Source organism: Janthinobacterium sp. FT14W, from assembly GCF_009208755.1.
In the GTDB taxonomy this organism is placed as follows: domain Bacteria; phylum Pseudomonadota; class Gammaproteobacteria; order Burkholderiales; family Burkholderiaceae_D; genus Janthinobacterium; species Janthinobacterium violaceinigrum.
Genome location: NZ_WFLL01000011.1, coordinates 116,303 through 139,697, shown reverse-complemented (window position 1 = coordinate 139,697; position 23,395 = coordinate 116,303). Strand labels below are relative to the sequence as shown.

Below are 23,395 nucleotides of genomic sequence, written 5' to 3'. Positions count from 1 at the left end.
GGACCGTGAAACAACTTTGCGCCGATGATAGTGCTGCAACCAGTGTGAAAGTAGGTTATCGTCAGGCTTGTTATTCGCAGTAGAGAAAAACCCCGCCAGCCATGGCGGGGTTTTTTTTCGTCTGGAGGTTTTGTTTTGTCAGCAGACAGGCGTAAAAAAAAGCAGCGCTGCGCGCTGCCTTTGTCATGTAACGTCGCTTAACTTCCGCGATAAGTCGAATACGACCATGGCGACACCACCAGCGGCACGTGGTAGTTCTCGTCCGTATGCGCAATGCCGAAGGCCAGGGTGACCAGGTCGATGAAGCGGGGCGAAGGCAGTTCCACTCCCTGGGCGGCGAAATAGTCGCCTGCGTTGAACACCAACTCGTACTGGCCTGCCTTCATGCTGTCGCCTTCCAGCAATGGCGTACTGCAGCGCCCATCGCTATTGGTCATATCCATCTTCAATAACACTTTGCCTTCCGGCGCGACTGAAAACAGGGCCACCTTGACGCCGGCTCCCGGTTTGCCGTGGGCGATATCGAGTACATGCGTGCTGAGTTTTCCCATTTGCTATCCTGTATATAGGGTGAGTGAACGTGCTTATTGTGCAAATCATATACTGGCGACTGCGCCGGGCTATATGATTGGGCATATAGCCAACATTGTCCTCCTATAGGCGCGCCTCCGCATGAACAATTACGAACATTATCCACGCGACTTGATCGGCTATGGCCGCACGCCACCCCATCCGCAATGGCCGGGCAAGGCGCGCATCGCACTGCAGTTCGTCCTCAATTACGAGGAAGGGGCGGAAAACAGCGTGCTGCATGGCGATCCCGCCTCGGAAACGTTTTTATCGGAAATGATCGGTGCGGCCGCTTTTCCTGCGCGCCATCTGAGCATGGAGTCGATCTATGAATACGGCTCGCGCGCCGGGTTGTGGCGCCTGCTGCGCATGTTCGAGGAGCGGCGCCTGCCGCTGACCGTGTTTGGCGTTTCGATGGCCCTGAAGCGCAATCCGGAAGCCGTGGCAGCCTTCCAGGAACTGGGGCATGAAATCGCCTGCCACGGCTTGCGCTGGATTTCCTATCAAAACATGGATGAAGCGACGGAACGCGAACACATGCGCGAAGCCGTGCAGATCATCCGCGAATTGACGGGTTCCGCGCCGCAAGGCTGGTACACGGGGCGCGATTCGCCCAATACGCGCAAACTGGTGGTCGAGCATGGCGGTTTCCGCTACGACGCCGATTATTACGGCGATGATTTACCCTTCTGGGACAAGGTGGCATACACGGATGCGGCCGGCATGCCGGCCGTGCAGCCGCAACTGATCGTGCCCTACACCCTGGACACGAACGATATGCGCTTTGCCGCCATGCAAGGCTTTAATTCCGGCACGCAGTTTTTCGATTACTTGAAGGATGCCTTCGATGTGCTGTATGCGGAAGGCGACCCGAACGGCTTGAATCAGCCGAAGATGCTGTCGGTGGGCTTGCATTGCCGGCTGGTGGGGCGTCCGGGACGGGCGGCGGCGCTGGCGCGCTTCCTCGACTACGTGCAGGGCCATGAGCACGTATGGATTACGCGCCGCATCGATATCGCCGAGCACTGGCATGCGACGCATCCGTTCCAGGTCTGAGTTTTATTGATATGGGATGATAAGTAAAATCAGTCTTTGCATATAGTTGTCTCATATGCCGGTGTTAATCTCCTATACTGGGACTATACCGAGGCCAGCATGTCAGAACCGATCCGCTTTTATTACCGTGGTGCCGTACAGGAAGTACGCAACGCCGCCCCTACGCAGACTGTGTTGCAGCACCTGCGCGAGGATTTGCATTGCACGGGCACCAAGGAAGGCTGCGCCGAAGGCGATTGCGGCGCTTGCACGGTCGTCATCGGCAGCCTGGTGGATGGCCAGGTCGAGATGAAGGCCGTCAATGCCTGCATTCAGCTCACGCCCACCCTCGATGGCAAGGCCCTGTTTTCCGTGGAAGACTTGCAGCAGCCCGACGGCGCCCTGCATCCGGTGCAGCAGGCGATGGTCGAGTGCCACGGTTCCCAGTGCGGTTTTTGCACGCCCGGCTTCGTCATGTCCTTGTGGGGCATGTACCTGAAGAAAAACGGCGCGACGCCCACGCGCTGCGAAATCGACGATACGCTGTCGGGCAATCTGTGCCGCTGCACGGGCTACCGCCCCATCATCGATGCCGCCAGGCGCATGAGCGAATTGCCCCATGTGACCTTCGACCGCGATGCCCTGGCGCAGCAACTACAGGCGCTGCAGCGCGACAGCGCGAGCACCTATGAACACGGGGGGCAGTACTTCCACGCGCCGCGCAGCATCGACGAACTGGTGGCGCTGCGCGCGGCAAAGCCGCAAGCCTGCCTGCTGGCCGGCTCCACCGACGTGGGCCTGTGGGTCACCAAGCAACTGCGCGACCTGGGCGACATCATTTATCTCGGCAACGTAGCAGCCCTGAAATCCATCGCCGTGGACGACGGCAAGCTGCACATCGGCGCCGGCGCCAGCCTCAACGATGCTTACGGGGCGCTGTGCCAGCATTACCCCGACGAGTTGTCGGAACTGTGGCAGCGCTTTGCTTCCTTGCCGATCCGTAATGCCGGCACCCTGGGCGGCAATGTGGCCAATGGTTCGCCCATCGGCGACTCGATGCCGTGGCTGATTGCGCTGGGCAGCGAGATCGTGCTGCGCGGCGCGGGCGGCCAGCGGATCATGCCGCTGGAAGACTTTTATCTCGGCTATCAGAAGAAAGACTTGCTGCCCGGCGAGTTTGTCGAAGCCGTGCGCGTGCCCTTGCCGCGTGCCGGTGTGCATTTCCGTACGTATAAACTGGCCAAGCGTTTCGACCAGGATATCTCGGCCGTGTGCGCCGCGTTTGCCTTTGAGCTCGATGGCGAACGCATCGTCGATGCGCGCATTGCGTTTGGCGGCATGGCGGCCACGCCCCAGCGCGCGGCGCAGACGGAAGCGTTTTTACGGGGACAGGCGTGGACGGAAGACAATCTGACCATCGCCATGCGCTTGCTGGCCGACGATTACGCGCCGCTGTCCGACATGCGGGCCTCGACTGCCTACCGCATGACGACGGCGCAAAACCTGTTGCGCCGCTTCTGGCTGGAAACACGCCCCGGTGCGCCATTGCTGCACACTGCCGTCAACGCCTACGCTTGCCGCGCCTGAAAGGACCAGCATGAACCATCCTGCCACGCCCGAATTGCAAGCGGCCGCCTGGGCCGCCGTGGGCAAGTCCAGCCCCCATGAATCGGCGCAATTGCATGTGCTGGGGCAAGCCACGTACACGGACGATATCGCGGAACTGCAAGGCACCTTGCATGCGGCGCTGGGCCTGTCGCAAAAGCCGCACGCGCGCATCACGGCCATGGATTTATCCGCAGTGCGCGCTGCCCGCGGTGTCGTCGCCGTCTATACGGCGCAGGACATTCCCGGCACCAATGATTGCGGTCCCATCATTCACGACGATCCCATCCTGGCACTTGATCTGGTGCAATACGTGGGCCAGCCCCTCTTCATCGTGGTGGCCGATACGCATGACCATGCGCGCCGCGCCGCCCGCCTGGCGCAAGTGTCGTACGAGGAATTGCCGGCGATCATGACGCCGCAGGCGGCCAAGGCGGCGCAATCGTATGTGCTGCCGCCCATGCGCCTGGCGCGCGGCGACTGCCAGGCGGCATTCGAGAAGGCGCCGCATGTGGTCAAGGGCCAGCTGTATGTGGGCGGCCAGGAACAGTTTTACCTGGAAGGACAGATTTCCTACGCGATTCCGAAGGAAGCGCAAGGCATGCTGGTGCTGTGTTCGACCCAGCATCCGAGCGAGATGCAGCACGTGGTGGCGCATGCGCTGGGCGTGCATTCGCATAACGTCACGGTCGAATGCCGGCGCATGGGCGGCGGTTTCGGCGGCAAGGAATCGCAGTCGGCCCTGTGGGCGGCGGCCTCGGCCATCGCGGCGGCCAAGCTGAAGCGTCCCGTGAAACTGCGTGCCGACCGCGACGACGACATGCTGGTGACGGGCAAGCGCCACTGTTTTTACTACGAGTACGAAGTGGGCTACGACGACGAGGGCCGTATCCTTGCCGCCAAGGTCGATATGACCACGCGCGCCGGCTATTCGGCCGACCTGTCCGGCCCCGTCGCCACGCGCGCCGTCTGCCACTTCGACAACACCTATTATTTGTCCGACGTGGACATCCGCGCCGCCTGCGGCAAGACGAATACGCAGTCGAACACGGCGTTCCGGGGTTTCGGCGGGCCGCAGGGCGCCATTGCCATCGAGTATGTGATCGATGAAATCGCCCGTCACTTGCAACGCGATGCGCTCGATATCCGCCTGCTCAATTTCTATGGCCGCAACGATGCGGAAGGACGCAACGTCACGCCGTATGGCCAGAAGATCGTCGACAACGTGATCCATGAACTCGTTGCCGAACTGGAAGAGAGCAGCGACTACCGGGCGCGCCGCCGCGCCATCGATGCCTTTAACGAGGCCAGCCCGGTCCTGAAGAAGGGGCTGGCATTCACGCCGTTGAAATTCGGCATCGCCTTCAACGTCACGCATCTGAACCAGGCCGGCGCTCTCGTGCACGTGTACGTGGATGGTTCCGTGCTCGTCAACCATGGCGGCACGGAAATGGGGCAGGGCATCAATACCAAGGTCATGCAGGTGGTGGCGCATGAGCTGGGCCTGGACCTGGAGCGGGTGCGGGCCACGGCCACCGACACCAGCAAGGTGGCGAACACGTCGGCCACGGCGGCGTCCACGGGCGCCGACCTGAACGGCAAGGCGGCGCAGGATGCGGCGCGCCAGATCCGTGAACGCCTGGCCGATTACGCGGTCAAACTGTACGGCGGCGTGGCGATTGACGTGCGCTTCTTCGACAACCATATCCACGTAAATAGTCACGTCGTGCCGTTTGCCGAACTGGTGCAGAAAGCGTATCTGGCGCGGGTGCAACTGTGGTCGGACGGCTTCTATGCCACACCCGGCCTGTCGTGGGACGCGAAGACGATGACGGGCCATCCGTTTTCGTATTACGCGTATGGCGCGGCCGTGGCGGAAGTGGTGGTCGATACCCTGACGGGCGAATGGAAACTGCTGCGCGCGGACGCCTTGTACGACGCGGGACAATCGCTCAATCCCGCGATTGATCTGGGGCAGGTGGAGGGCGCATTTATCCAGGGCATGGGCTGGCTGACGACGGAGCAATTGTGGTGGAATGCGGCGGGCAAGCTGATGACGCATGCGCCATCGACCTATAAAATCCCCGGCATTTCCGATTGCCCCGAAGATTTTCGCGTCAAGCTGTTCCAGAACCGCAACGTGGAAGACAGTATCCACCGTTCGAAAGCCGTGGGCGAGCCGCCGCTGCTGTTGCCGTTTTCCGTGTTCTTTGCCATCCGCGACGCCATTTCCAGCGTGGGACATCATGCCGTGCAGCCACCGCTGAACGCGCCCGCGACCAGCGAGGAAATCCTCAAGGCGGTGATGGCCGTGCAAGCGGCCGGCATGGCCGTCTAGGAGCAGACGATGAGCGACTGGCTGACAGCGATGGAGAACGACACGCAGGCATGCGTGCTGGTGACGGTCGCCCTGGTGGAAGGTTCCGGGCCGCGCGAGGCGGGCGCGAAGATGCGCGTCAGTCTCGATGGTCAAATTGACACCATCGGCGGCGGCCACCTGGAATTGCGCGCCGTGGAAATCGCCAAGACCATGCTGGTCACGGGCGACACTCAAGCGCGGTTCGAACGTTTTGCGCTGGGGCCCAGCCTGGGCCAATGTTGCGGCGGCGTCGTCTATCTTGCTTTTGAGCCCGTCGACGCCAGGCTGGCGGCAGTGCTGCACGCCTTGCGCGAGCGGCGCCAGCAGGACAGCTGGCGCTTGACGGCGCTCGATGGCGAACCCGTCTCGGCGCTGTTCGATGCGGCGGGCGGCCTGATTGCCGGAACGGCGGCGCAGGCGCCCGACACGTTTTCACGCGAACGCGGTACGCATGTGGCGCAGGATGGCAAGGGGCGGCGCTGGCTGGTCGATCCCTGCCTGGCACCGCGCGCGCACCTGACCTTGTTTGGCGCCGGCCACGTGGGCGCCGCCATCGTGCGCGCACTGGCCCACTTGCCCTGCAACGTGACCTGGGTGGATGAGCGCGAAGACATGTTTCCCGCGCAACTACCGGATAATGTGCGCATCGCCGCCACCGACACACCCGAAGAATTCGTCGCCATGGCGCCGCCGGGCGGCAGCTATCTGGTCATGACGCATAGCCATGCGCTCGATCAGCGTTTGACGCAAGCCATCATGGAGCGCATGGACGCGGGCTGGTTTGGCCTGATCGGTTCGCAAACGAAACGCAAGCAGTTCGAGCACCGCCTGCAGGCGCGTGGCGTGCCGGACGAGCGCATTGCCGCCATGGTCTGTCCGATCGGCATGCCCGGCATCCGCAACAAGGCACCGGCCGTGATTGCCGCCTCCGTTGCCTGTCAGTTATTGATGGTGTGGGAGGAAGCCGCCGCGGCGGCCCTCGCCGCACCGCTGCGGCTGGTACCTGCCAGCGCGCTACCGCGGCGCAAGAAACGCGCCGCCATTCATCCGTTATAGAAAGAAGTCATGCCGATTGTTCCTGCCACATTGCAAGCTTACCGTGCCAGCTTGCTGCACTTCCACGCCGATCCCGCTTTCACCGAGGAGGCGCACGCCTGGCACGCCGATGGTTTGCTGATCGTGGCCGATGGCAAGGTCGTGGCCGCCGGCGATTACGCGCAACTGCAGGCGACTTTGCCTCCCGGCACGCATATCGTCGATTACCGGGGCAAGCTGATCGTGCCAGGTTTTATCGATACCCACCTGCATTTTCCGCAGACGGAAATGATCGCCTCGCCCGCTTCGGGTTTGCTGCCGTGGCTGGAAACGTATACCTTTCCTACCGAACGCGCGTTTGAGAATCCTCAACATGCGCGCGACGTGGCCGAGTTTTTCCTCGATGAACTGCTGCGCTGCGGCACCACGACAGCCATGGTGTATGGCAGCGTGCATCCGCAATCGGTCGATGCCTTCTTTGGCGCCAGCGAGGCGCGCGGCTTGCGCATGGTGGCGGGCAAGGTCATGATGGACCGCAATTGCCCCGAGTTCCTGCGCGACACGGCCGAGTCCGGCGCGCGCGAAAGCGAAGCGCTGATCCAGCGCTGGCACAAGCGGGGCCGCTCGCTGTATGCGATCACGCCCCGTTTCGTGCCGACGTCCAGCAATGAACAGATGCACCTGGCGGGCGAGCTGGCGCGCGCCTATCCCGATACCTATCTGCAAACCCATGTGTCGGAGAACGAGGATGAGTGCCGCTGGGTGCGCGAATTGCATCCGCAGGCGCGCAGCTACCTCGACGTGTATGACCAGTACGGCATGCTGCGCCCGCGCGCCATGTTTGGCCACTGCATCTGGCTTGATGAGCGCGACCGCGCGCGCATGGCGGAAACGTCTTCGGCGGCCGCCATTTGTCCTACATCAAACCTGTTCCTGGGCAGCGGCCTGTTTGATTTCGAGCGGGCCGATGCGGCAAGAGTATTGCTGTCGCTGGCGACGGACGTGGGGGGCGGCACCTCGTTCTCGATGTTGCAAACAATGAACGAAGCCTATAAAGTAGCACGCTTGAAAGGCAGCTATCTGCCCGCCTTGCGCATGTTTTACCTGGCGACGCTGGGCGCTGCGCGGGCCATGCAACTGGAAGGCACTCTGGGTAATTTCACAGCTGGCACGGAAGCGGATTTCATCGTGCTGGATAAACAGTCGACGCCGCTGCTGGCGCGCCGTACGGCCGGCTGTCAAAGCCTGGAAGAATTGCTGTTTGCCTTTGCCTTGCTGGGCGACGACCGCGCCGTGGCCGCCACGTATTCGGGCGGACAGTGCGTGCATGTGCGTGAGCAGGGCTGACCTACCCGTTTTTCCACACGAACCACCCTGAGCGAGAACGCGTATGCACAATAAACTCACTGGCCTGGCGCTTGGCGCCGCGCTGGCATTGACTGGAACGGCGCAGGCCGCCAAGGCCGTTGCCTCCCCGTCTTCCAATGAAGCGGCCACGGCGCGCCATTTTGCCGCCCTGGTTGCGGGCGCGCAGCCAAAGACAGCCGAGTTGAGCCTGTTCTTTTCCATGATGCCCAAGGGCGGTGATCTGCATCACCATTACTCTGGTGCCATTTACGCCGAGCAATTCCTCGACTGGGTCGACAAGGAAAACTATTGCGTCAACAAGACGACCTATCGCATCGAAAGTAACAAGGAGGTGGTGGCGGCCGAGCGCGCCAAGCCGCCCGCGCAGCGTGGATGCCTGTCGTCCACGGAAGTGTTTGCCGATGCGGGCCTGTATGCGGAACTGCTGCAGCGCTGGTCGACCAAGGATTTCTACAACCACGGCGCCATCCAGACGCCACCGGACCGCACCTTCTTCGATACCTTCGGCTACTTCGGTCCCGTCGCATCGAGCAACACGGCCGATGGCTTGAAAACCCTGAAGCAGCGCGCCATCGCGGAAAACCTGAGCTATATCGAAACGATCTTCGAGCTGTCGCCATTCGTGCAGGACGCGCAGTTCGACCAGCAGGTGCTGGCCCCGGGCTTGACGCCGGCAGCGTTGCAAGCCGTACTGGCCAACTGGACGGGCAGCCTGGAGCAGGATGCCGGCTTCCAGAAAAGCATCACGGCCTACAACGACAACGTGAACGCCAGCAGCGCCGGCATCGATGACGCCAATTTCACCATGCGTTACCAGGCGTATGTGCTGCGTTTCTTGTCGCCATCGCAAGTGTTCTCGTCCATGGTGGCCGCGTTCAAGGCTGCCAGCCTGAATCCGCTGCTGGTGGGCGTGAATATCGTGGGGCAGGAAAGCGTGAATGTGTCCATGCGCGACTACAGCCTGCACATGGAAATGTTCAAGTTCCTCAAAACAAAATATCCGAACGTCAAAATCGCCCTGCACGCGGGCGAACTGGCGCTGGGCATGGTGCCGCCGGAAGGCATGACTTTCCATATTGCCGAAGCCGTCGACGTGGCCGGCGCCAACCGGATTGGCCATGGCATGGATATCGCGTACGAGCACAATGCGCTGGCGACCATGCAGAAGATGCGCGAACGGGGCATTCCCGTGGAAGTGAACCTGACCAGCAATGATTACATCCTTGGCATCAAGGGCCAGGCCCATCCGATTACCCTGTACCGCAAGTATGGCGTGCCCTTCGTGATCTCCACCGACGATGCGGGCGTGTCGCGCAATACCCTGTCGAATGAATACGTGCTGTTTGCCAGCCAGTACAAGACCGATTATGCGGAAATCAAAAAGCTGTCGTACAACAGCCTGCGGTACTCCTTCCTGGCGGAAGCGGACAAGCAACGTTTGCTGAAAGCACTCGATGCCCGTTTCACCCGCTTTGAAGCGGACATTGCCGCCGCCGACCGGGATCTTAAAGGCAGCAAACCGTAAGTTGCGCGACGTTCACAACTGATACTCTCAGGACGGCCGGATCTTCCGGCCGTTTTCAATTTTCCCTTTCAAAGCACTGCGATGTTTTGTTGTTAATTTTGTGGCGGCCATGCGACACAATTAACGGCAGATGCACGACTTTATCCAATTTCCTGGATGAATCAATTTCAAGTACATATTGCTCATTTATAATCTCGCGCCATAAGCCCGGACGCTGTCAGCACGATATCAATCCAGCGCGTTACCTATGCTATTTATATTTTAAATATATAAATATGTAAAAAAAAACGTATTTGTCATCCATTTTTTGATGATGCATAGTGGGATGAGGGTGATATTAAAAAGTCACAATTCATCTGCGCGATATCGTATGAAGATGGGTATTTGCAGTAAATAAAGGTGAGATGCAGAGTGAAACAAACAGTCGCGCAGCTAAATGACGACATTCCTCCGTATTTTGCCGCCGTGTCACAGTCTTGAAATATTTAACAATTACACTCGCGGCTTGCCATGTTCGCCGGGTAAGCCTGTCGGGTGAATGACACAGGTGCTAGCGCCCTGTGTCGTACGGACCGGTCGCAGTTTTTTCCGCCGTAATTGTCTGGATAGGAAGAGTTGTGATGTGTGGAGCGGCGTTTTGTGATGGTCTTGTCAGGACCGCAGCCAGTTTCGCCGGCGTAACAGTTGCAGCATCGTAAAGAGGAGATCTTGTGTTTGTGTTGCTGTGCGGCGCAGCCGGGCGGTGGGCAATCCAGGATTTTCAAAAATAATAGTCTTTTCTGGGGTTAAAGATGATCAATCACAAGCGACTTCGGCTAACGCAAATCGCGTTAAGCCTGTCTATTGCACTGGCGGCGGCACCATCGTTCGCGCAGAACACTACGTCTTCCATTGGCGGCCGTATCTCGGCCACCGACGGCAAGCCGGCAGCTGGCGCACAGGTCAATATCGTTCACGTTGAGTCCGGTTCGGCCAGCAACGTGACCACCGATGCAGAAGGCCGTTATGTTGCACGCGGCCTGCGTGCAGGCGGTCCTTACACCATCACCATTACCAAGAATGGTGTGGTGGAAAAACGCGAAGGCGTGTATATCGCCCTGGCCGAAACGGCCAACGTCGACGCCACGCTGGGCGCCGACATGCAAGTGGTGAAAGTCAGCACCAATGCCATTCGCAACCAGGTGTTCAACCGCAACAACATGGGCGCCGGCACCAATATCGGCCCGACCGAACTGGCTACCCAGGCATCGATTTCGCGCAGCCTGCAGGACTATGCCCGCGCCGACCCACGCCTGTCGCAAACCGACAAAGAGCGCGGTGAAATCTCCGTTGCCGGTCAAAACTCGCGCTACAACTCGATGACGATTGACGGCGTGGCCGTGAACGACACGTTCGGCCTGGAAGCGTCCGGTACCGCGACCGGCAAGCAGCCAATTTCGATCGAAGCAATCCAGTCGGTGCAGGTTAACGTTGCCAACTATGACGTCACCCAAAAAGGCTACACCGGCGCGAACGTCAACGCGGTGACCAAATCGGGCACCAACAAGGTCAAGGGTAGTGTCTACTACGCTTTCCGTAACGACACCATGTCGGGCGACCGCTACAACAGTACCGACGACACGTACTATGCACCGCCAAAATCGAAAGACACCACCAAGGGTATTACCCTGGGCGGCCCGTTGATCGAAGACAAGCTGTTCCTGTTTGCTAACTACGAAAAAACCACCAGCTCGCGCGGCGCGCCAGCCTTCGGTCCTGTCGGCAGCGCTCAGACTAACGTTGCCATTACCCAAGGCGCCATCGATAGCGCGGTTGCTATTGCTAAGGATAAGTACGGCATCAATGCCGGTACTTCGGCAGTGCCTGCGGGTTCCGAATTCACGGCGACGGAAAAGTTGCTCAAGCTGGACTGGAACCTGACCGACACCCAGCGCATGATGCTGCGTTACACCAAGACCGAACAGTCCGAGCCGATTTACACGGGTTTTTCCGGCACTGGCCTGTCGCTGAGCTCGTACTGGTATGATCAGAACAAGAGCCTGGAAACCCTGGTTGGTCAATGGACCGCCGAGTGGACCCCGACCTTCTCGACCGAAGTCAAAGTGTCTTCGCGCGACTATGACAGCGTACCGCGCAACAACGCTTATCTGCCGGCAATCGGCCTGCAGTTCAGCGGCGCGCTGCCAGCTGGCGCCCCTTCGAGCCTGGCTACCGGCAACCGCTTCCTGAACTTTGGTACTGAAATGAGCCGTCAGCGTAACATTCTTGGTACCAAAACCAAGGATTTCTACGCAGCCGGTACCTGGTCGCTGGGCGACCATGAAGTCAAGTTCGGCACCGACTACAGCAAGAACGACATCTATAATGCGTTCCTGCAAAACGTCAATGGTAACTATACTTTTGGTTGCATCAATAGCAGCGCAGCCGTGACCTATTCGTTTGGTGCCATCAACTGCGGTACTGCCACGGCAGCGCAATTGCAGGCAGCCGTGCTGGAAAACTTTAGCCGTGGCCGTCCTAGCTCGTACACCTATCAGGTGCCACAAGCAGGCCGTACGCTGGACGATGCCGTGGCGACGTTCTCGCTGAAAAACATCGGCCTGTTCCTGCAAGATACCTGGGAAGTCAACAAGCAGCTGACGTTGACCGCCGGCCTGCGCATCGACGGTACCCGCATCGGCGAAAAGCCGATCTACAATGCGCGTGCAGCAGAGGCAACTATCGCCCGTACCACGCCTAACGGTCGTCAGACCGGCGGTTTCGGTATCGATAATTCGCATACGATCGACGGTGAAAACCTGTATCAGCCACGTTTTGGCTTCAACTACAAGCTGGAATCGGCGCGTCCGACGCAAATTCGCGGCGGCTTCGGCTTGTTCCAGGGCGCGGCGATGAGCGTCTGGCTGGGCAATCCTTACCAGAACACCGGTATGGCAACGCAGAACATTACCTGCGCCTCGTCGGCGGGCACTTGCCCGACCACCGATGGCTTCTTCAATGCCGATCCAACCAAGCAGCCAATGAGCGTGCCAGCGGTTATCCCGGCAATGAAGGTCGATGCCCTGAGCCCGAATCTGGCACAACCATCGGTATGGAAAGCCAACCTGGCTATCGAACATGAGCTGCCATGGATGGGCCTGATTGTCAGCGCGGAATACCTGCGTTTCCAGACCAAGAGCGCGATTTACTATGAAGAGCTGAACATGGGCGCGCCAACGGCAACCGGTAGCGATGGCCGTCCAATGTACTATGGTCCTAACGCTTACAATACGGCTTGCTGGAATGCAAATGGTGCCTTGATCGGCGGCGCCAATTGCAGTGCCTTGACCAAGGCTGGCAGCAATGCCGCCTTCGGCCAGGTGCTGATGGCTAAAAATACCGACAAGGGTGAATCGAACGTGCTGACCCTGGCGGTGCGCAGCCCGACTCGTGATGGCCTGTCGTGGGGCTCGTCGTACACCTACACCGATGGCACTGAAGTATCGCCGCTGACGTCGTCGACCTCGAGCTCGAACTGGGGTTCGCGCGCCGTGTTCAATCCGAATGAAAACGTGGCGTCCAACTCGAACTATCTGGTCAAGGACCGCTTCACCGCCAATGTCAACTGGCAAAAACGTTTCTTCGGTGAATACAAGACCACCTTCGGTCTGTTCTATGAAGGCCGTAGCGGCAAGCCATACAGCTGGACCATCAACAACGACTTGAACGGTGACGGCCTGGCCGGCAACGACCTGATGTACATCCCTAGCGCGCCAGGTTCGGGCGAAGTGGTGTTCTCCGGTGCGACGCCAGCAGCGCGCGCCGCCAACGAGGCAGCGTTCTGGAAAGTGGTCAACGCCAATGGCGACCTGCGCAAAGCCAAAGGCGGCGTGATCGGCCGTAACGAGAGTTTTTCCCCATGGACCAATAGCTTCGATGTACGCATGAGCCAGGAAGTACCGGGTTTCTTCAAGGGTAACAAAGGCATCATTACCTTCGATATCCTGAACGTCGGTAACTTGCTGAATCGCAAATGGGGTCGCATCAATGAAGTGGGCTTCCAGTCGGCCGGTGGTCAAGTGCGCAGCTTCGTCGACTACGTGGGTATGGAAAACGGCAAGTACGTTTACAACACCCGCCCTGTGGTGGAAAGCCTGGAAACGCGCCAAGCCAAAGGCGAGTCGCAATGGGCACTGCAAGCGACGGTCAAGTACGAATTCTAATTTCGTCCTTGCCCCGTAGCATGGCAAACTAAAAAACGGCTGGTGGCGACACCAGCCGTTTTTTTTTTTTTGTAGGCAAGATGGTTTACCCTTTCTCTTTTTTACATATTGATTCCATGGCTCACTTCCTACGCACCCCGGTCGCCAGCGCGGCCCTGATCCTGACCCTGTCCGGCTGCAGCCATTTCGCTGCCGCGCCACAGGCTGCACGCAGCGGCCCGATTGAAGTGAACCTGGTCGCCCTGAACGATTTTCACGGCAACCTCGACCGCAGCAAATTCACCTACACGAGCGCTGCCGATGCCGAGCGCAAGACGGTGCAGGCGGGCGGCATCGATACCCTGTCCGGTGCATTGAAGGCGTGGCGCCGCGAAGACGCGCAGCTGATTTTTGTCGGCAATGGCGACCTGGTCGGCGCCAGTCCCGCCATGTCGGCGCTGTGGGCCGATGAGCCCAGCATCGTGGCCATGAACATGCTGGGCATGAAGGCCAGTTCCGTCGGTAACCATGAATTTGACCAGGGCAAGGCGGAATTGCTGCGCCAGCAGCACGGCGGCTGCGACTCTGCGCGCGCCGACAAGGCGTGCAAGTTCACGCCTGACTTCAAGGGCGCCAGCTACACCTATATGGCGGCCAATGTGATCGACACGCAAACGGGCAAGTCCCTGCTGCCCGCCTACCGCATCGAAGAGGCGCATGGCGTCAAGGTGGGCTTGATCGGCGCCGTGCTGAAAGATACGCCCTCCGTCGTGACGGCCGCCGGCATTGCCGGCTTGCGGTTCGGCGATGAAGCGGACGCCATCAACGCCACCTTGCCGCAGCTGCGCGCGCAGGGCGTGGGCGTGTTCGTCGTGTTGCTGCACCAGGGCGGCGAGACGAAAGAAGCCGTCGACCAGCCCGATTGCAGCCACCTGAAGGGCGAAGTGGTGGACGTGGTGAAACGTCTCGATCCGGCGATTCAGCTGGTCATCAGCGGCCATTCGCATCAAGGCTATTTGTGCCGCGTCGATGGGCGGCTGGTGACGCAAGCACAGATGGGCGGACACATGTTGACGCGCATCAAGCTCAAGGTCGATCCCGTCAAGAATGCGCTGATCGATGCCAGCGCGCACAACGTCGTCATGCTGCCAGGCATGTATGAGCCTGACCCTGCCGTAACAGCCTACCTGGAATCGGTGAAGCAGCGCAGTGCAGCCGAGCTGTCGCGCCCGGTGGCCGCCATCGCCGTGCCTACCGTGGGCCGCAGCACCAAGGGCAGCGGCGCTTCCCCGCTGGGCGACCTGGTGGCTGACAGCACCCTGTTCGGCGCGCGCGCTGCCGGCGCGCAAATCGGCCTGATGAATAATGGCGGCATCCGCAAGGACCTGGAGGCGGGTGCCGACCTGATGACGAACGTGGGGCAGAACCAGGCAGTTGTACCTTTCGGCAATACCCTGATCGTCGTCAGTCTGTCTGGCGCGCAAATCCGTACCTTGCTCGAGCAGCAATGGCCGGGCAGCGTAGCGGAGGACAATAATCTGCTGCAAGTGTCCGAGGGTTTTAGCTACCGCTGGGACAGCACGCAGCCGCAAGGCCAGCGCGTGCTGCCGGGCAGCATCATGCTCAATGGTCGTCCTATTGAAGACGATCAACAATACCGAGTCGCCGCCAACAGTTTCCTCGCCGGCGGCGGCGACCGCTTCACCGTGCTGGCGGCCGGCACGCGCCGGCTCGATACGGGCGTGCGCGACATCGATGCCTTCAGCGATTACCTGATCGACCGCGCGCGCGCCGGCAAGCCGGCTGGCAGCGGCACGGCGGCGGGCCGCATCGTGCGCGTCAAATAACTTTACAAGGAATAACCATGCGTCGTTTATTTGTTTCCGTTCTTCTTTCCAGCCTGTTCGCGGGCACGGCCCACGCCGATTTCACCATTCCCGGCTACGAGCTCGTGCACACGTCGCCCGTTGAGACCAGCTTGACGAATCCCGACCTGCGCGAACCTGTTGCCGTGTGGACTGAGCTGTTCGATGCGGCAAAAAAGGAAATCGTCATCGCCCAGTTCTATGCCGTCAGCAAGCCGGGCACGGCCTTTGAAAAGGTACTGGCCAGCCTGACGGCCGCGGGCCAGCGCGGCGTCAAGATCCGCTTCCTGCTGGACCAGAAGGGCGTGGGCCTGTCGGAAGCGGCCACCATCGCGCAGATCAAGGCGATTCCGAACCTGGACTTGCGCCTCATCGATTTCAATAAAGTCACGGGCAATGGCATCGTGCATGCGAAATACCTGGCCGTCGATGGCCAGGTGGCGTATGTCGGCAGCCAGAATTTCGACTGGCGCTCGTTCGAACACATCCATGAAACGGGCTTGAAAATCACGGAACCAAGCATGGTGAGCCAGGTGCAAGCCATCTTCGAGCAGGATTGGCAGGCCCAGGTGTTGACGTCGCAGGGCGGGCGCGCCACGGTGCTCAACAGCAAGGTCGTGCCCGCGAACTACGCGCAAAACGCCTTCCTGCTGGCCAGCCCGAATGCGTACAACCCGACTGGCGTGGGCGATTCGGAAACGGGCTTGCCCGCCTTGCTGGCGGAAGCGCAAAGCGAAGTGCGCATCCAGCTGCTCGATTACGCGCCGCTGTCCTACGGCCCGAACCGTACGCGTCCATACTACGCCGTGATCGACAACGCCGTGCGCGCGGCCGCCCAGCGTGGCGTCAAGATCAAGCTGATGGTGTCCGCCTGGAACACGGAAGCGCCGGCCATCGCTTACCTGAAGAGTTTGGCCCTGGTGCCGAACGTGGAAATCCGCATCGTCACGCTGCCCACTGCTTCGACGGGTTTCATTCCGTTCGCGCGCGTGATCCACAGCAAGACCATGAGCATCGACGGCAAGCTGGCCTGGGTCGGCACGAGCAACTGGGCGGGCGGCTATTTCGATTTGTCGCGCAACCTGGAAGTGGTGCTGCGCAACGATGCCATGGCGCAGCGTATTGCCGCGTTGCATGAACAGACGTGGAGCTCGGCGTACGCGCAACCCATCGACATCAACAAGCAGTATCCGAAGCCGGCGAAAGCGACGCCGCAAGGCAAGGAGTGAACATGAAAAAATTGTTGACCGTGCTGGCGCTGGGCGCCGCTTTCGCTTCCGGCAATGTGCTGGCCTGGGGCAACGACGGCCACCGCGCCGTGGGCGCCATCGCTGATCAATTGCTCAAGGGCAGCGCGGCACAGGCGCAGATCGCGGCCTTGCTGTTGCCTGGCGAAAACCTGGAAAAGATCGCCAACTGGCCCGATTGCGTGAAAGGGACGTATTGCGGCCCCCAATCGCCGGAAATGCTCGCGTATGTGGCAGCCAACCCCAAGCATGGCGAATACCATTACACGAACGTGCCGTTCCAGAACGCCCACTACCACGACCATGGCGTGGGCACGGCCGGCGACGATATCGTGCAGACGCTCAAGCAGGCGATCCTGGTATTGCAGGGCAAGGCAGATGCGGCCAGCAATCCGCATGGCTTCAGCCAGCGCGAAGCGCTGATCCTGATCACCCACCTGGTGGGCGATATCCACCAGCCTTTGCATGTGGGCAATGCGTTTGTGGGCAAGGATGGCCAGTTTTTCGTGCCTGCCACGCAGGCGCAGATCGACGACATCGCCATTTTCAATGCGCGGGGCGGCAACGACTTGCTGCTCGACGATGCGAAGATGACGGCGCTGTCCGATGCCGTGATCCCCGCGCCCTTGCCGGCGGAAGAGGGGGCGGCCAAGCCGGCCGGCAGCTATCCGAAGTCGCCCACCAAGCCCCTGCATTCGTACTGGGATACGACCGTGGTCGATTACGCCATGCGCCGCCTGAGCACGCGCACGCCGCAGCAGTTTGCCCGCACCGTGATCGCCAGCGCGCCCGTGGTGAGCGGCAACAGCGGCGACCCCGTCACGTGGCCCTATCAGTGGGCCGATGCATCGCTGGCGGCGTCGAAGACGGCTTTTACGGATGTGGCGGCGGGCCCGGCCACGCAGCAGACCAGCCGCAAGGGCGAGGTCTACAATGTGTGGGCCTTGACGGTGCCGGACAATTATCCCGTGCCCAGCTCGGCGCTGGCCAAGCAGCAGCTGACCGAGGCAGGCTACCACCTGGCTGCCGTGCTGCAGGCGATCTGGCCGCAATAAGCCGGTCGCAGCGAGATGAGTGAAAAACGGCCTGCGGGCCGTTTTTTTTTACGCCAGGGTGACGGCAATCCCCATGTCTCGGTAAGGCGCGACCAGGGCGTCTTCCACGTCGCGGTGCACGATGATGTCGTTGACCTGGCTCAAGGGAGCGATTTGGAATGGCGAGGCCGTGTTGAACTTTTCCGGCGAAGCCAGCACGACGGTGCGGCTGGATGCCTCGCTCATGGCGCGTTTCACGCACGCTTCCTCGTAATCGCCCGTGGTGATGCCCGCTTGCGGATGCAGGCTGGCCACGCCCATGAAATACAGGTCGGCGCGGATGCGGCCGACGGCTTCCACGGTGGCCGCGCCGACGCCCACGATCGAGTGCTTGTACAGGCGCCCGCCCAGCATCAGCACCTCGATCGACGGGTGGTTGACCAGCTCGACGGCAATCGACGGGCTGTGCGTGACGATCGTGGCGTGCAGCTCGCGCGGCAACTGGCGCGCCAGTTGCACGGCCGTCGTGCCGCCGTCGAGAAACACCACCTGCCCCGTTTGTATCATGGCGCCCGCCGCCCGGCCGATGGCGGGCTTGGCTTGCGGTGAAATCTGCTCGCGTGCCGCAAACGGCACTAGCGCGGGCGAGCGGGACAGCAAGGGCAGGGCGCCGCCGTGCACGCGCTCCAACAAGCCTTCCTTGGCCAGCTCGCGCAGGTCGCGCCGTATCGTGTCTTCCGACAAGCCCAGGGTGTCGCTGACGGCCTTGGCGACCAGCTGGCCTTCGCGTTGCAGCAAGTCCAGCAGATATTGTTTGCGTTGCTGTGTGAGCATGATTTATCTCGTTAATTCTTGATATTGCACGAGTTTGCATGATAAAGTCGATGAAGGCAAGCATATGCAGACACAAGGAGACACTATGCGCGAAGAAAGTACGAAGCAGGAACGGGTCCGCATCCAGCAGGTGCAGACCCTGTCGCACGACTGGTATCTATTGCAGAAGACCACGTTCGAGTATCTGCGCCACGACGGCCAGTGGCAGACGCAGACGCGGGAAACCTACGACCGCGGCGATGGCGCCACCATCCTGCTTTACAACAAAATCAAGCGCACGGTGATCCTGATCCGCCAGTTCCGCTTTCCCACGTATCGGGCAGGCCATGACGGCTTCCTGATCGAGACGGCGGCCGGCTTGCTGGAAGAGGCCAGCCCGGAACAGCGCATCCGCGCCGAGGTGGAAGAAGAAACCGGTTACCGGGTGGGCCAGGTGCACAAGGTGTTCGACGCTTTCATGAGTCCCGGTTCCGTGACGGAACGCGTGCATTTCTTCGTGGCGGAATACGATCCGGCCAGCCGTATCGGCGACGGCGGCGGCCTGGCGCACGAAGGCGAGGATATCGAAGTGCTGGAGCTGCCCCTGGCGCAGGCGCTGCAGATGGTGGCCGATGGCCGCATCTGCGACGGCAAGACCATCATGCTGCTGCAGCATGCGCAGCTGCACTTGATGCCGCGCAAACAGGGGCTGCAGATTTTGGTGGCTGGTCCGTATCGTTCCGGCACGGGCGACGATCCTGCCTTGATGGCGGCGAATGTAGCGGCCATGCAAGCCGTCTGCCTGCCCTTGTACGCAGCCGGCCACATGCCCGTGCTCGGTGAATGGCTGGCCCTGCCCATGCTGGCGCTGGCCGGCTCCACCCGGGTGGGCGATGCCGTGTATGAAGAGTTGTTCCACGCGCACGCGACGCGTTTATTGAGCCATTGCGATGCCGTGCTGCGTCTGGGCGGCGCGTCCCAGGGTGCCGACCAGATGGTGGCCGTGGCGCGCAGCCTGGGGCTGGCCGTGTATTTCTCGCTGGACGAGATTGCACAGGCGTAAAAAAAGCGAAGCCCGCGGGCTTCGCTTTTTTTTGCGTCAAGTCAACGCCGGGCTTAGCGGGACTTTACAAATGGAATACCGATGGCTTTCGGTGCGACCGATTTGGCCATCAGGCCCGCCAGCACGATCACCGTGACGACATACGGCACCATCTGGATCAAGGAGCCGGGGATACGGCCCACGACGGGCAAGTCCACGCCTTCGATCTGGATCTGGATGGCGGCAAAGAAGCCGAACATCAAACAGCCGAGGAAGGTGTAGATGGGGCGCCAGTTGCCGAACACCATGGCTGTCAGGGCCAGGTAGCCGGCGCCGGCCGACATGTCGCGCAGGAAGAAGCCGCTTTGCACGATGGCGAGATAGGCACCCGAGAACGAGCACAGGATGCCGGCCACCAGCATGGCCAGGTAGCGCGTCGCTTCCACGCTCACGCCGGCCGAGTCGGCTGCATGCGGATTTTCGCCGCAGGCGCGCAGGCGCAGGCCGAAGCGCGTGTGGTACAGCAGCCAGTGCACGAGCGGGATCAGGAGGAAGGCGACATATACGAGGATGGAATGGCCGCCGATCAGATGGGCATATACCCAGCCGATGAAGGGAATATGTTCCACATATTGCGTGCCCGGCAAGACCACGTCGAACAGCCGCGCCGAACCGAGGTCGGGCGTACGGCCGCCTTGCTGGAAGAAAAATTGCGCCAGCACAAACGTCAGTCCGCTCATGGCAATGTTGATCGCCATGCCGGCCACCAGCTGGTTGCCTTTTTGCGTGATGCTGACATACGCTTGCAGCAGGGCCAGGGCGACGCACACGAGCATGCCTGCAGCCATGCCGTAATACGGGTTTTGCGTCGTGTAGGCCACGGCGGCGGAAGCGAAGGCGCTGGCCAGGATCTTGCCTTCCAGGCCGATGTCGATCATGCCGCTGCGTTCGGCAAACAGGCCGGCCATGGCGGCAAAGATCAGGACGGGCGCATTGCGCACGGTCGATACCAGGATGCTGGCGAAATGAAAGTCGTCGAGTGTCATGGTGTTAACCTTTGGTGCGCTTGAGCAGGGCGGAAATGGCCGGTGCGTAGAAGTTTTCCATGGCGCCGCAGAACAGGATGATCAAGCCCTGGATGAAAATGAAAGTTTCCGTCGGGATATTCGGTTTTTCCAGCGACAGGTCGAAGCCGCCCTGGATCAGCGCGCCGAACAGCACGGCCGACAGGAAGATGCCGACCGGATGCTGGCGGCCCATCAGGGCGATGGCGATGCCGATGAAGCCGGCGCCGCCCACGAAGTTCAGCGACAGATAGTGCGTCGAACCCATGATGGAATTGACGGAACCGAGGCCTGCCAGCGCGCCCGAGATCAGCATGACGATGATGATCATCTTGCTGATCGACACGCCCGCGTAGTGGGCCGCATGCTTGTTGAGGCCCGTGGCGCGCAGCTTGAAGCCCCACGACGAGCGCCAGACCATCACGCCATAGATCACCAGCGCGGCGATTGCCAGGATAAAGCTGATGTTCAGCGGCGTGTCGCCCAGCGACGGGAACCAGGTGGAGAGGCGCGGCATTTCGCCGCTTTCCGCAAATACGCGGCTGGCCGTGTTCTGCTCGCCCGGGGGGATCAGGTATCGCACGATCACAGAATTCATGAGCGAGGATGCAATGTAGTTGAACATGATGGTGGTGACCACGATGTGGCTGCCCCGCTTGGCTTGCAGATAGCCGGGCAGAAACCCCCACAGTGCACCAAAGACGGCTGCACTAATCATGGCCACGGGAATCAAGGCCCAGGCGGACAGCGATTGATCGAACGCCAGCATGGCGCACGTGATACCCAGGCCACCGATATACATCTGGCCTTCGGAACCGATATTGAACAGGCCGGCCTGCATCGCCACGGACACGGACAGGCCCGTGAAGATGAAGGTACTGGCGTAGAACAGGGTGTAGCTCAAGCCTTCCGGATTGAGGACGGCGCTGTTGACGAGAATACCCAGCGATTCGGCCGGGTCTTCGCCCAGCATATAAATCACCAGGGCTGCGACCAGCAAGGCCGACAGCAGGTTTAACATGGGCATGACAAAGGCTGTCGCCCAGCGTGGCAAGTCGTTATTCATGATTTGTGCATTCCCCCCATCAACAGACCGATGCGGGTGGTATCGAATTCTTCAATTTTCAGTTCGCCGGTGATGCGTCCGCCGCACATGACGAGAATGCGGTCGGCCAGCGCCCGCACTTCTTCCAGTTCGACGGACACCAGCAGGATCGCCACGCCTGCGTCGCGCAGGGCCAGCAATTGCGTATGGATGCTTTCGATGGTGCCGATGTCGACGCCGCGCGTGGGCTGGCCCACCAGCATCAGTTTCGGCTTGGCCAGCACTTCGCGCGCGATCACCACCTTTTGCTGGTTACCGCCCGACAGCAGGCCGATGCGCAGGTCCGGGTTGGCCGGGCGCACATCGAAGGTTTTCAGCAATTCCGCGCAGCGGGCGCCGATGGCCTTGAAGTTGAACAAGCCCCAGCGGTTTTTCAGGCGGTCCTGGTAGCCGAGGATGGTGTTCTGCATGACGGAGAAATTCTTCACCACGCCATCGCGCAAGCGGTCTTCCGGAATGTGGGCGATGCCCAGGTCGCGGAAGGCCAGCGGCAAGCCGTCCGCATCGTGGCGCTTGGCAAACGGCAAGTCCTTGCCCTGGAAGCGCAGCTTGCCCGAGGTGGGCAGGCGCATGCCGGACAAGATTTCCAGCAGTTCGCTCTGGCCGTTGCCCGATACCCCCGCGATGGCGACGATTTCGCCGGCCCGCAAGTTGAAACCTATGTCGGCCAGCAATTTGACCTGTTGCTCGTCGGCCAGTTGCAGCCCGTCCACTTCCAGCACCGTGGCGCCCGGATTGTAGGGCGCGCGGGGCAGATGGCTCTGGATGGGGCGGCCCACCATCATGTTGGCCAGCTCTTCCTTCGAGGTGCCGTTGGTCGCCACGGCGCCCACCACCGTGCCGCCGCGCATGACGGTGACGTTGTCGGTGATTTCCAGGATCTCCTGCAGCTTGTGCGTGATCAGGATGATGGTCTTGCCCTGTTCCTTGAACAGGCGCAGGATTTCAAACAGCGACGCCGTTTCCTGGGCCGTCAGCACGGCCGTCGGCTCGTCGAGGATCAGGATATTGGCGCTGCGGTAAATCTGCTTGAGGATTTCCACGCGCTGCTGCGCGCCCACGGACAGGTCTTCGATCTTTGCCAGCGGGTCGACGTCGAGGCGGTAGCGCGCGCAAATCTCGCGCAATTTGGCTTCCGCTTCCGTCCGGTGGCTGGCCAGGCGAAAACCGCCTTCCGTGCCCAGCATGATATTGTCGAGGACGGTGAAGTTTTCGACCAGCATGAAGTGCTGGTGCACCATGCCGATGCCGAGGTTGATCGCTTCCTGGCTGTTGCGGATAGGCTGTACTTTTCCGTCGAGCAGGATTTCTCCGCCGTCGGCGCGGTAGTAGCCGTACAGGATGCTCATCAAGGTCGATTTGCCGGCGCCGTTTTCCCCTACCAGGCCATGGATACTGCCCTTGGCGATGGAGAAACTGACGTCGGCGTTCGCCTTTACATGTCCAAACTGCTTGGAAATGCTGCGAAATTCTACTGCTGGCTGCATAGGTTCATAACTGGATAGTTTCATGGAAACGCGCCGCGCGGAGACAGGCCCCGGCGGCGC

The 23,395-nt window shown here is 60.8% G+C and carries 15 protein-coding genes and 1 pseudogene; 11 read left to right on the top strand and 5 right to left on the bottom strand.

The window, feature by feature from the left end:
* Nucleotides 1-197: 197 nt before the first annotated feature.
* Nucleotides 198-551, bottom strand: a complete 354-nt coding sequence (gene uraH, locus GCN74_RS10480) for a hydroxyisourate hydrolase (RefSeq protein ID WP_046685501.1) — start codon at nucleotides 549-551, stop codon at nucleotides 198-200.
* Between the two features lie 121 nt (nucleotides 552-672).
* On the opposite strand from uraH, the gene puuE reads away from it, so the two are divergent.
* The 10 genes from puuE to GCN74_RS10430 all read left to right on the top strand — a co-directional run bounded on the left by puuE (nucleotide 673) and on the right by GCN74_RS10430 (nucleotide 17,845).
* Nucleotides 673-1,626 carry an allantoinase PuuE gene (gene puuE, locus GCN74_RS10475; protein ID WP_152256618.1) on the top strand — a complete coding sequence of 318 codons (954 nt, stop codon included), beginning with the start codon at nucleotides 673-675 and terminating at the stop codon, nucleotides 1,624-1,626.
* Between the two features lie 99 nt (nucleotides 1,627-1,725).
* Nucleotides 1,726-3,192: a xanthine dehydrogenase small subunit gene (xdhA, locus tag GCN74_RS10470; protein WP_152256617.1), complete on the top strand. Its 1,467-nt coding sequence runs from the start codon at nucleotides 1,726-1,728 to the stop codon at nucleotides 3,190-3,192.
* 10 nt (nucleotides 3,193-3,202) lie between these two features.
* On the top strand, nucleotides 3,203-5,548 hold the full coding sequence (gene xdhB, locus GCN74_RS10465; protein WP_152256616.1) for a xanthine dehydrogenase molybdopterin binding subunit: 2,346 nt from the start codon (nucleotides 3,203-3,205) through the stop codon (nucleotides 5,546-5,548).
* A gap of 9 nt (nucleotides 5,549-5,557) precedes the next feature.
* Complete coding sequence (gene xdhC / locus GCN74_RS10460; RefSeq protein WP_152256615.1) at nucleotides 5,558-6,625, top strand: xanthine dehydrogenase accessory protein XdhC; 1,068 nt, start codon at nucleotides 5,558-5,560, stop codon at nucleotides 6,623-6,625.
* Nucleotides 6,626-6,634: 9 nt separating this feature from the next.
* The gene (gene guaD, locus GCN74_RS10455) at nucleotides 6,635-7,951 is read left to right on the top strand and encodes a guanine deaminase (protein ID WP_152256614.1); all 1,317 of its coding nucleotides are present in this window, start codon (nucleotides 6,635-6,637) and stop codon (nucleotides 7,949-7,951) included.
* A 43-nt stretch (nucleotides 7,952-7,994) separates the two neighbouring features.
* Nucleotides 7,995-9,497 carry an adenosine deaminase family protein gene (locus GCN74_RS10450; RefSeq protein WP_152256613.1) on the top strand — a complete coding sequence of 501 codons (1,503 nt, stop codon included), beginning with the start codon at nucleotides 7,995-7,997 and terminating at the stop codon, nucleotides 9,495-9,497.
* A 791-nt stretch (nucleotides 9,498-10,288) separates the two neighbouring features.
* Nucleotides 10,289-13,699 (top strand): TonB-dependent receptor, encoded by a 3,411-nt coding sequence (locus tag GCN74_RS10445; RefSeq protein ID WP_152256612.1) that lies wholly within the window; start codon nucleotides 10,289-10,291, stop codon nucleotides 13,697-13,699.
* A gap of 116 nt (nucleotides 13,700-13,815) precedes the next feature.
* Nucleotides 13,816-15,525 carry a bifunctional metallophosphatase/5'-nucleotidase gene (locus GCN74_RS10440; protein WP_226938978.1) on the top strand — a complete coding sequence of 570 codons (1,710 nt, stop codon included), beginning with the start codon at nucleotides 13,816-13,818 and terminating at the stop codon, nucleotides 15,523-15,525.
* 17 nt (nucleotides 15,526-15,542) lie between these two features.
* A complete protein-coding gene (locus tag GCN74_RS10435; protein ID WP_152256611.1) occupies nucleotides 15,543-16,772 on the top strand; it encodes a phospholipase D-like domain-containing protein in 1,230 nt (409 codons plus the stop codon).
* A gap of 2 nt (nucleotides 16,773-16,774) precedes the next feature.
* On the top strand, nucleotides 16,775-17,845 hold the full coding sequence (locus GCN74_RS10430; RefSeq protein ID WP_152256610.1) for a S1/P1 nuclease: 1,071 nt from the start codon (nucleotides 16,775-16,777) through the stop codon (nucleotides 17,843-17,845).
* Between the two features lie 48 nt (nucleotides 17,846-17,893).
* Here the strand turns inward: GCN74_RS10430 and GCN74_RS10425 are convergent, their stop codons facing one another.
* Complete coding sequence (locus tag GCN74_RS10425; protein WP_152256609.1) at nucleotides 17,894-18,658, bottom strand: DeoR/GlpR family DNA-binding transcription regulator; 765 nt, start codon at nucleotides 18,656-18,658, stop codon at nucleotides 17,894-17,896.
* Between the two features lie 85 nt (nucleotides 18,659-18,743).
* On the opposite strand from GCN74_RS10425, the pseudogene GCN74_RS29270 reads away from it, so the two are divergent.
* Nucleotides 18,744-19,328, top strand: a pseudogene (locus GCN74_RS29270) (NUDIX domain-containing protein); the annotation flags it as partial.
* Nucleotides 19,329-19,753: 425 nt separating this feature from the next.
* Here GCN74_RS29270 and GCN74_RS10415 read toward each other — a convergent pair.
* Genes GCN74_RS10415 through GCN74_RS10405 form a run of 3 tightly spaced genes read right to left on the bottom strand, consistent with a single transcriptional unit; the run spans nucleotide 19,754 to nucleotide 23,335 of the window.
* Nucleotides 19,754-20,725, bottom strand: a complete 972-nt coding sequence (locus GCN74_RS10415; RefSeq protein WP_152256607.1) for an ABC transporter permease — start codon at nucleotides 20,723-20,725, stop codon at nucleotides 19,754-19,756.
* Between the two features lie 4 nt (nucleotides 20,726-20,729).
* Nucleotides 20,730-21,770, bottom strand: a complete 1,041-nt coding sequence (locus GCN74_RS10410; protein ID WP_226938977.1) for an ABC transporter permease — start codon at nucleotides 21,768-21,770, stop codon at nucleotides 20,730-20,732.
* A gap of 35 nt (nucleotides 21,771-21,805) precedes the next feature.
* The gene (locus GCN74_RS10405; protein ID WP_152256605.1) at nucleotides 21,806-23,335 is read right to left on the bottom strand and encodes an ABC transporter ATP-binding protein; all 1,530 of its coding nucleotides are present in this window, start codon (nucleotides 23,333-23,335) and stop codon (nucleotides 21,806-21,808) included.
* Nucleotides 23,336-23,395: the final 60 nt, after the last annotated feature.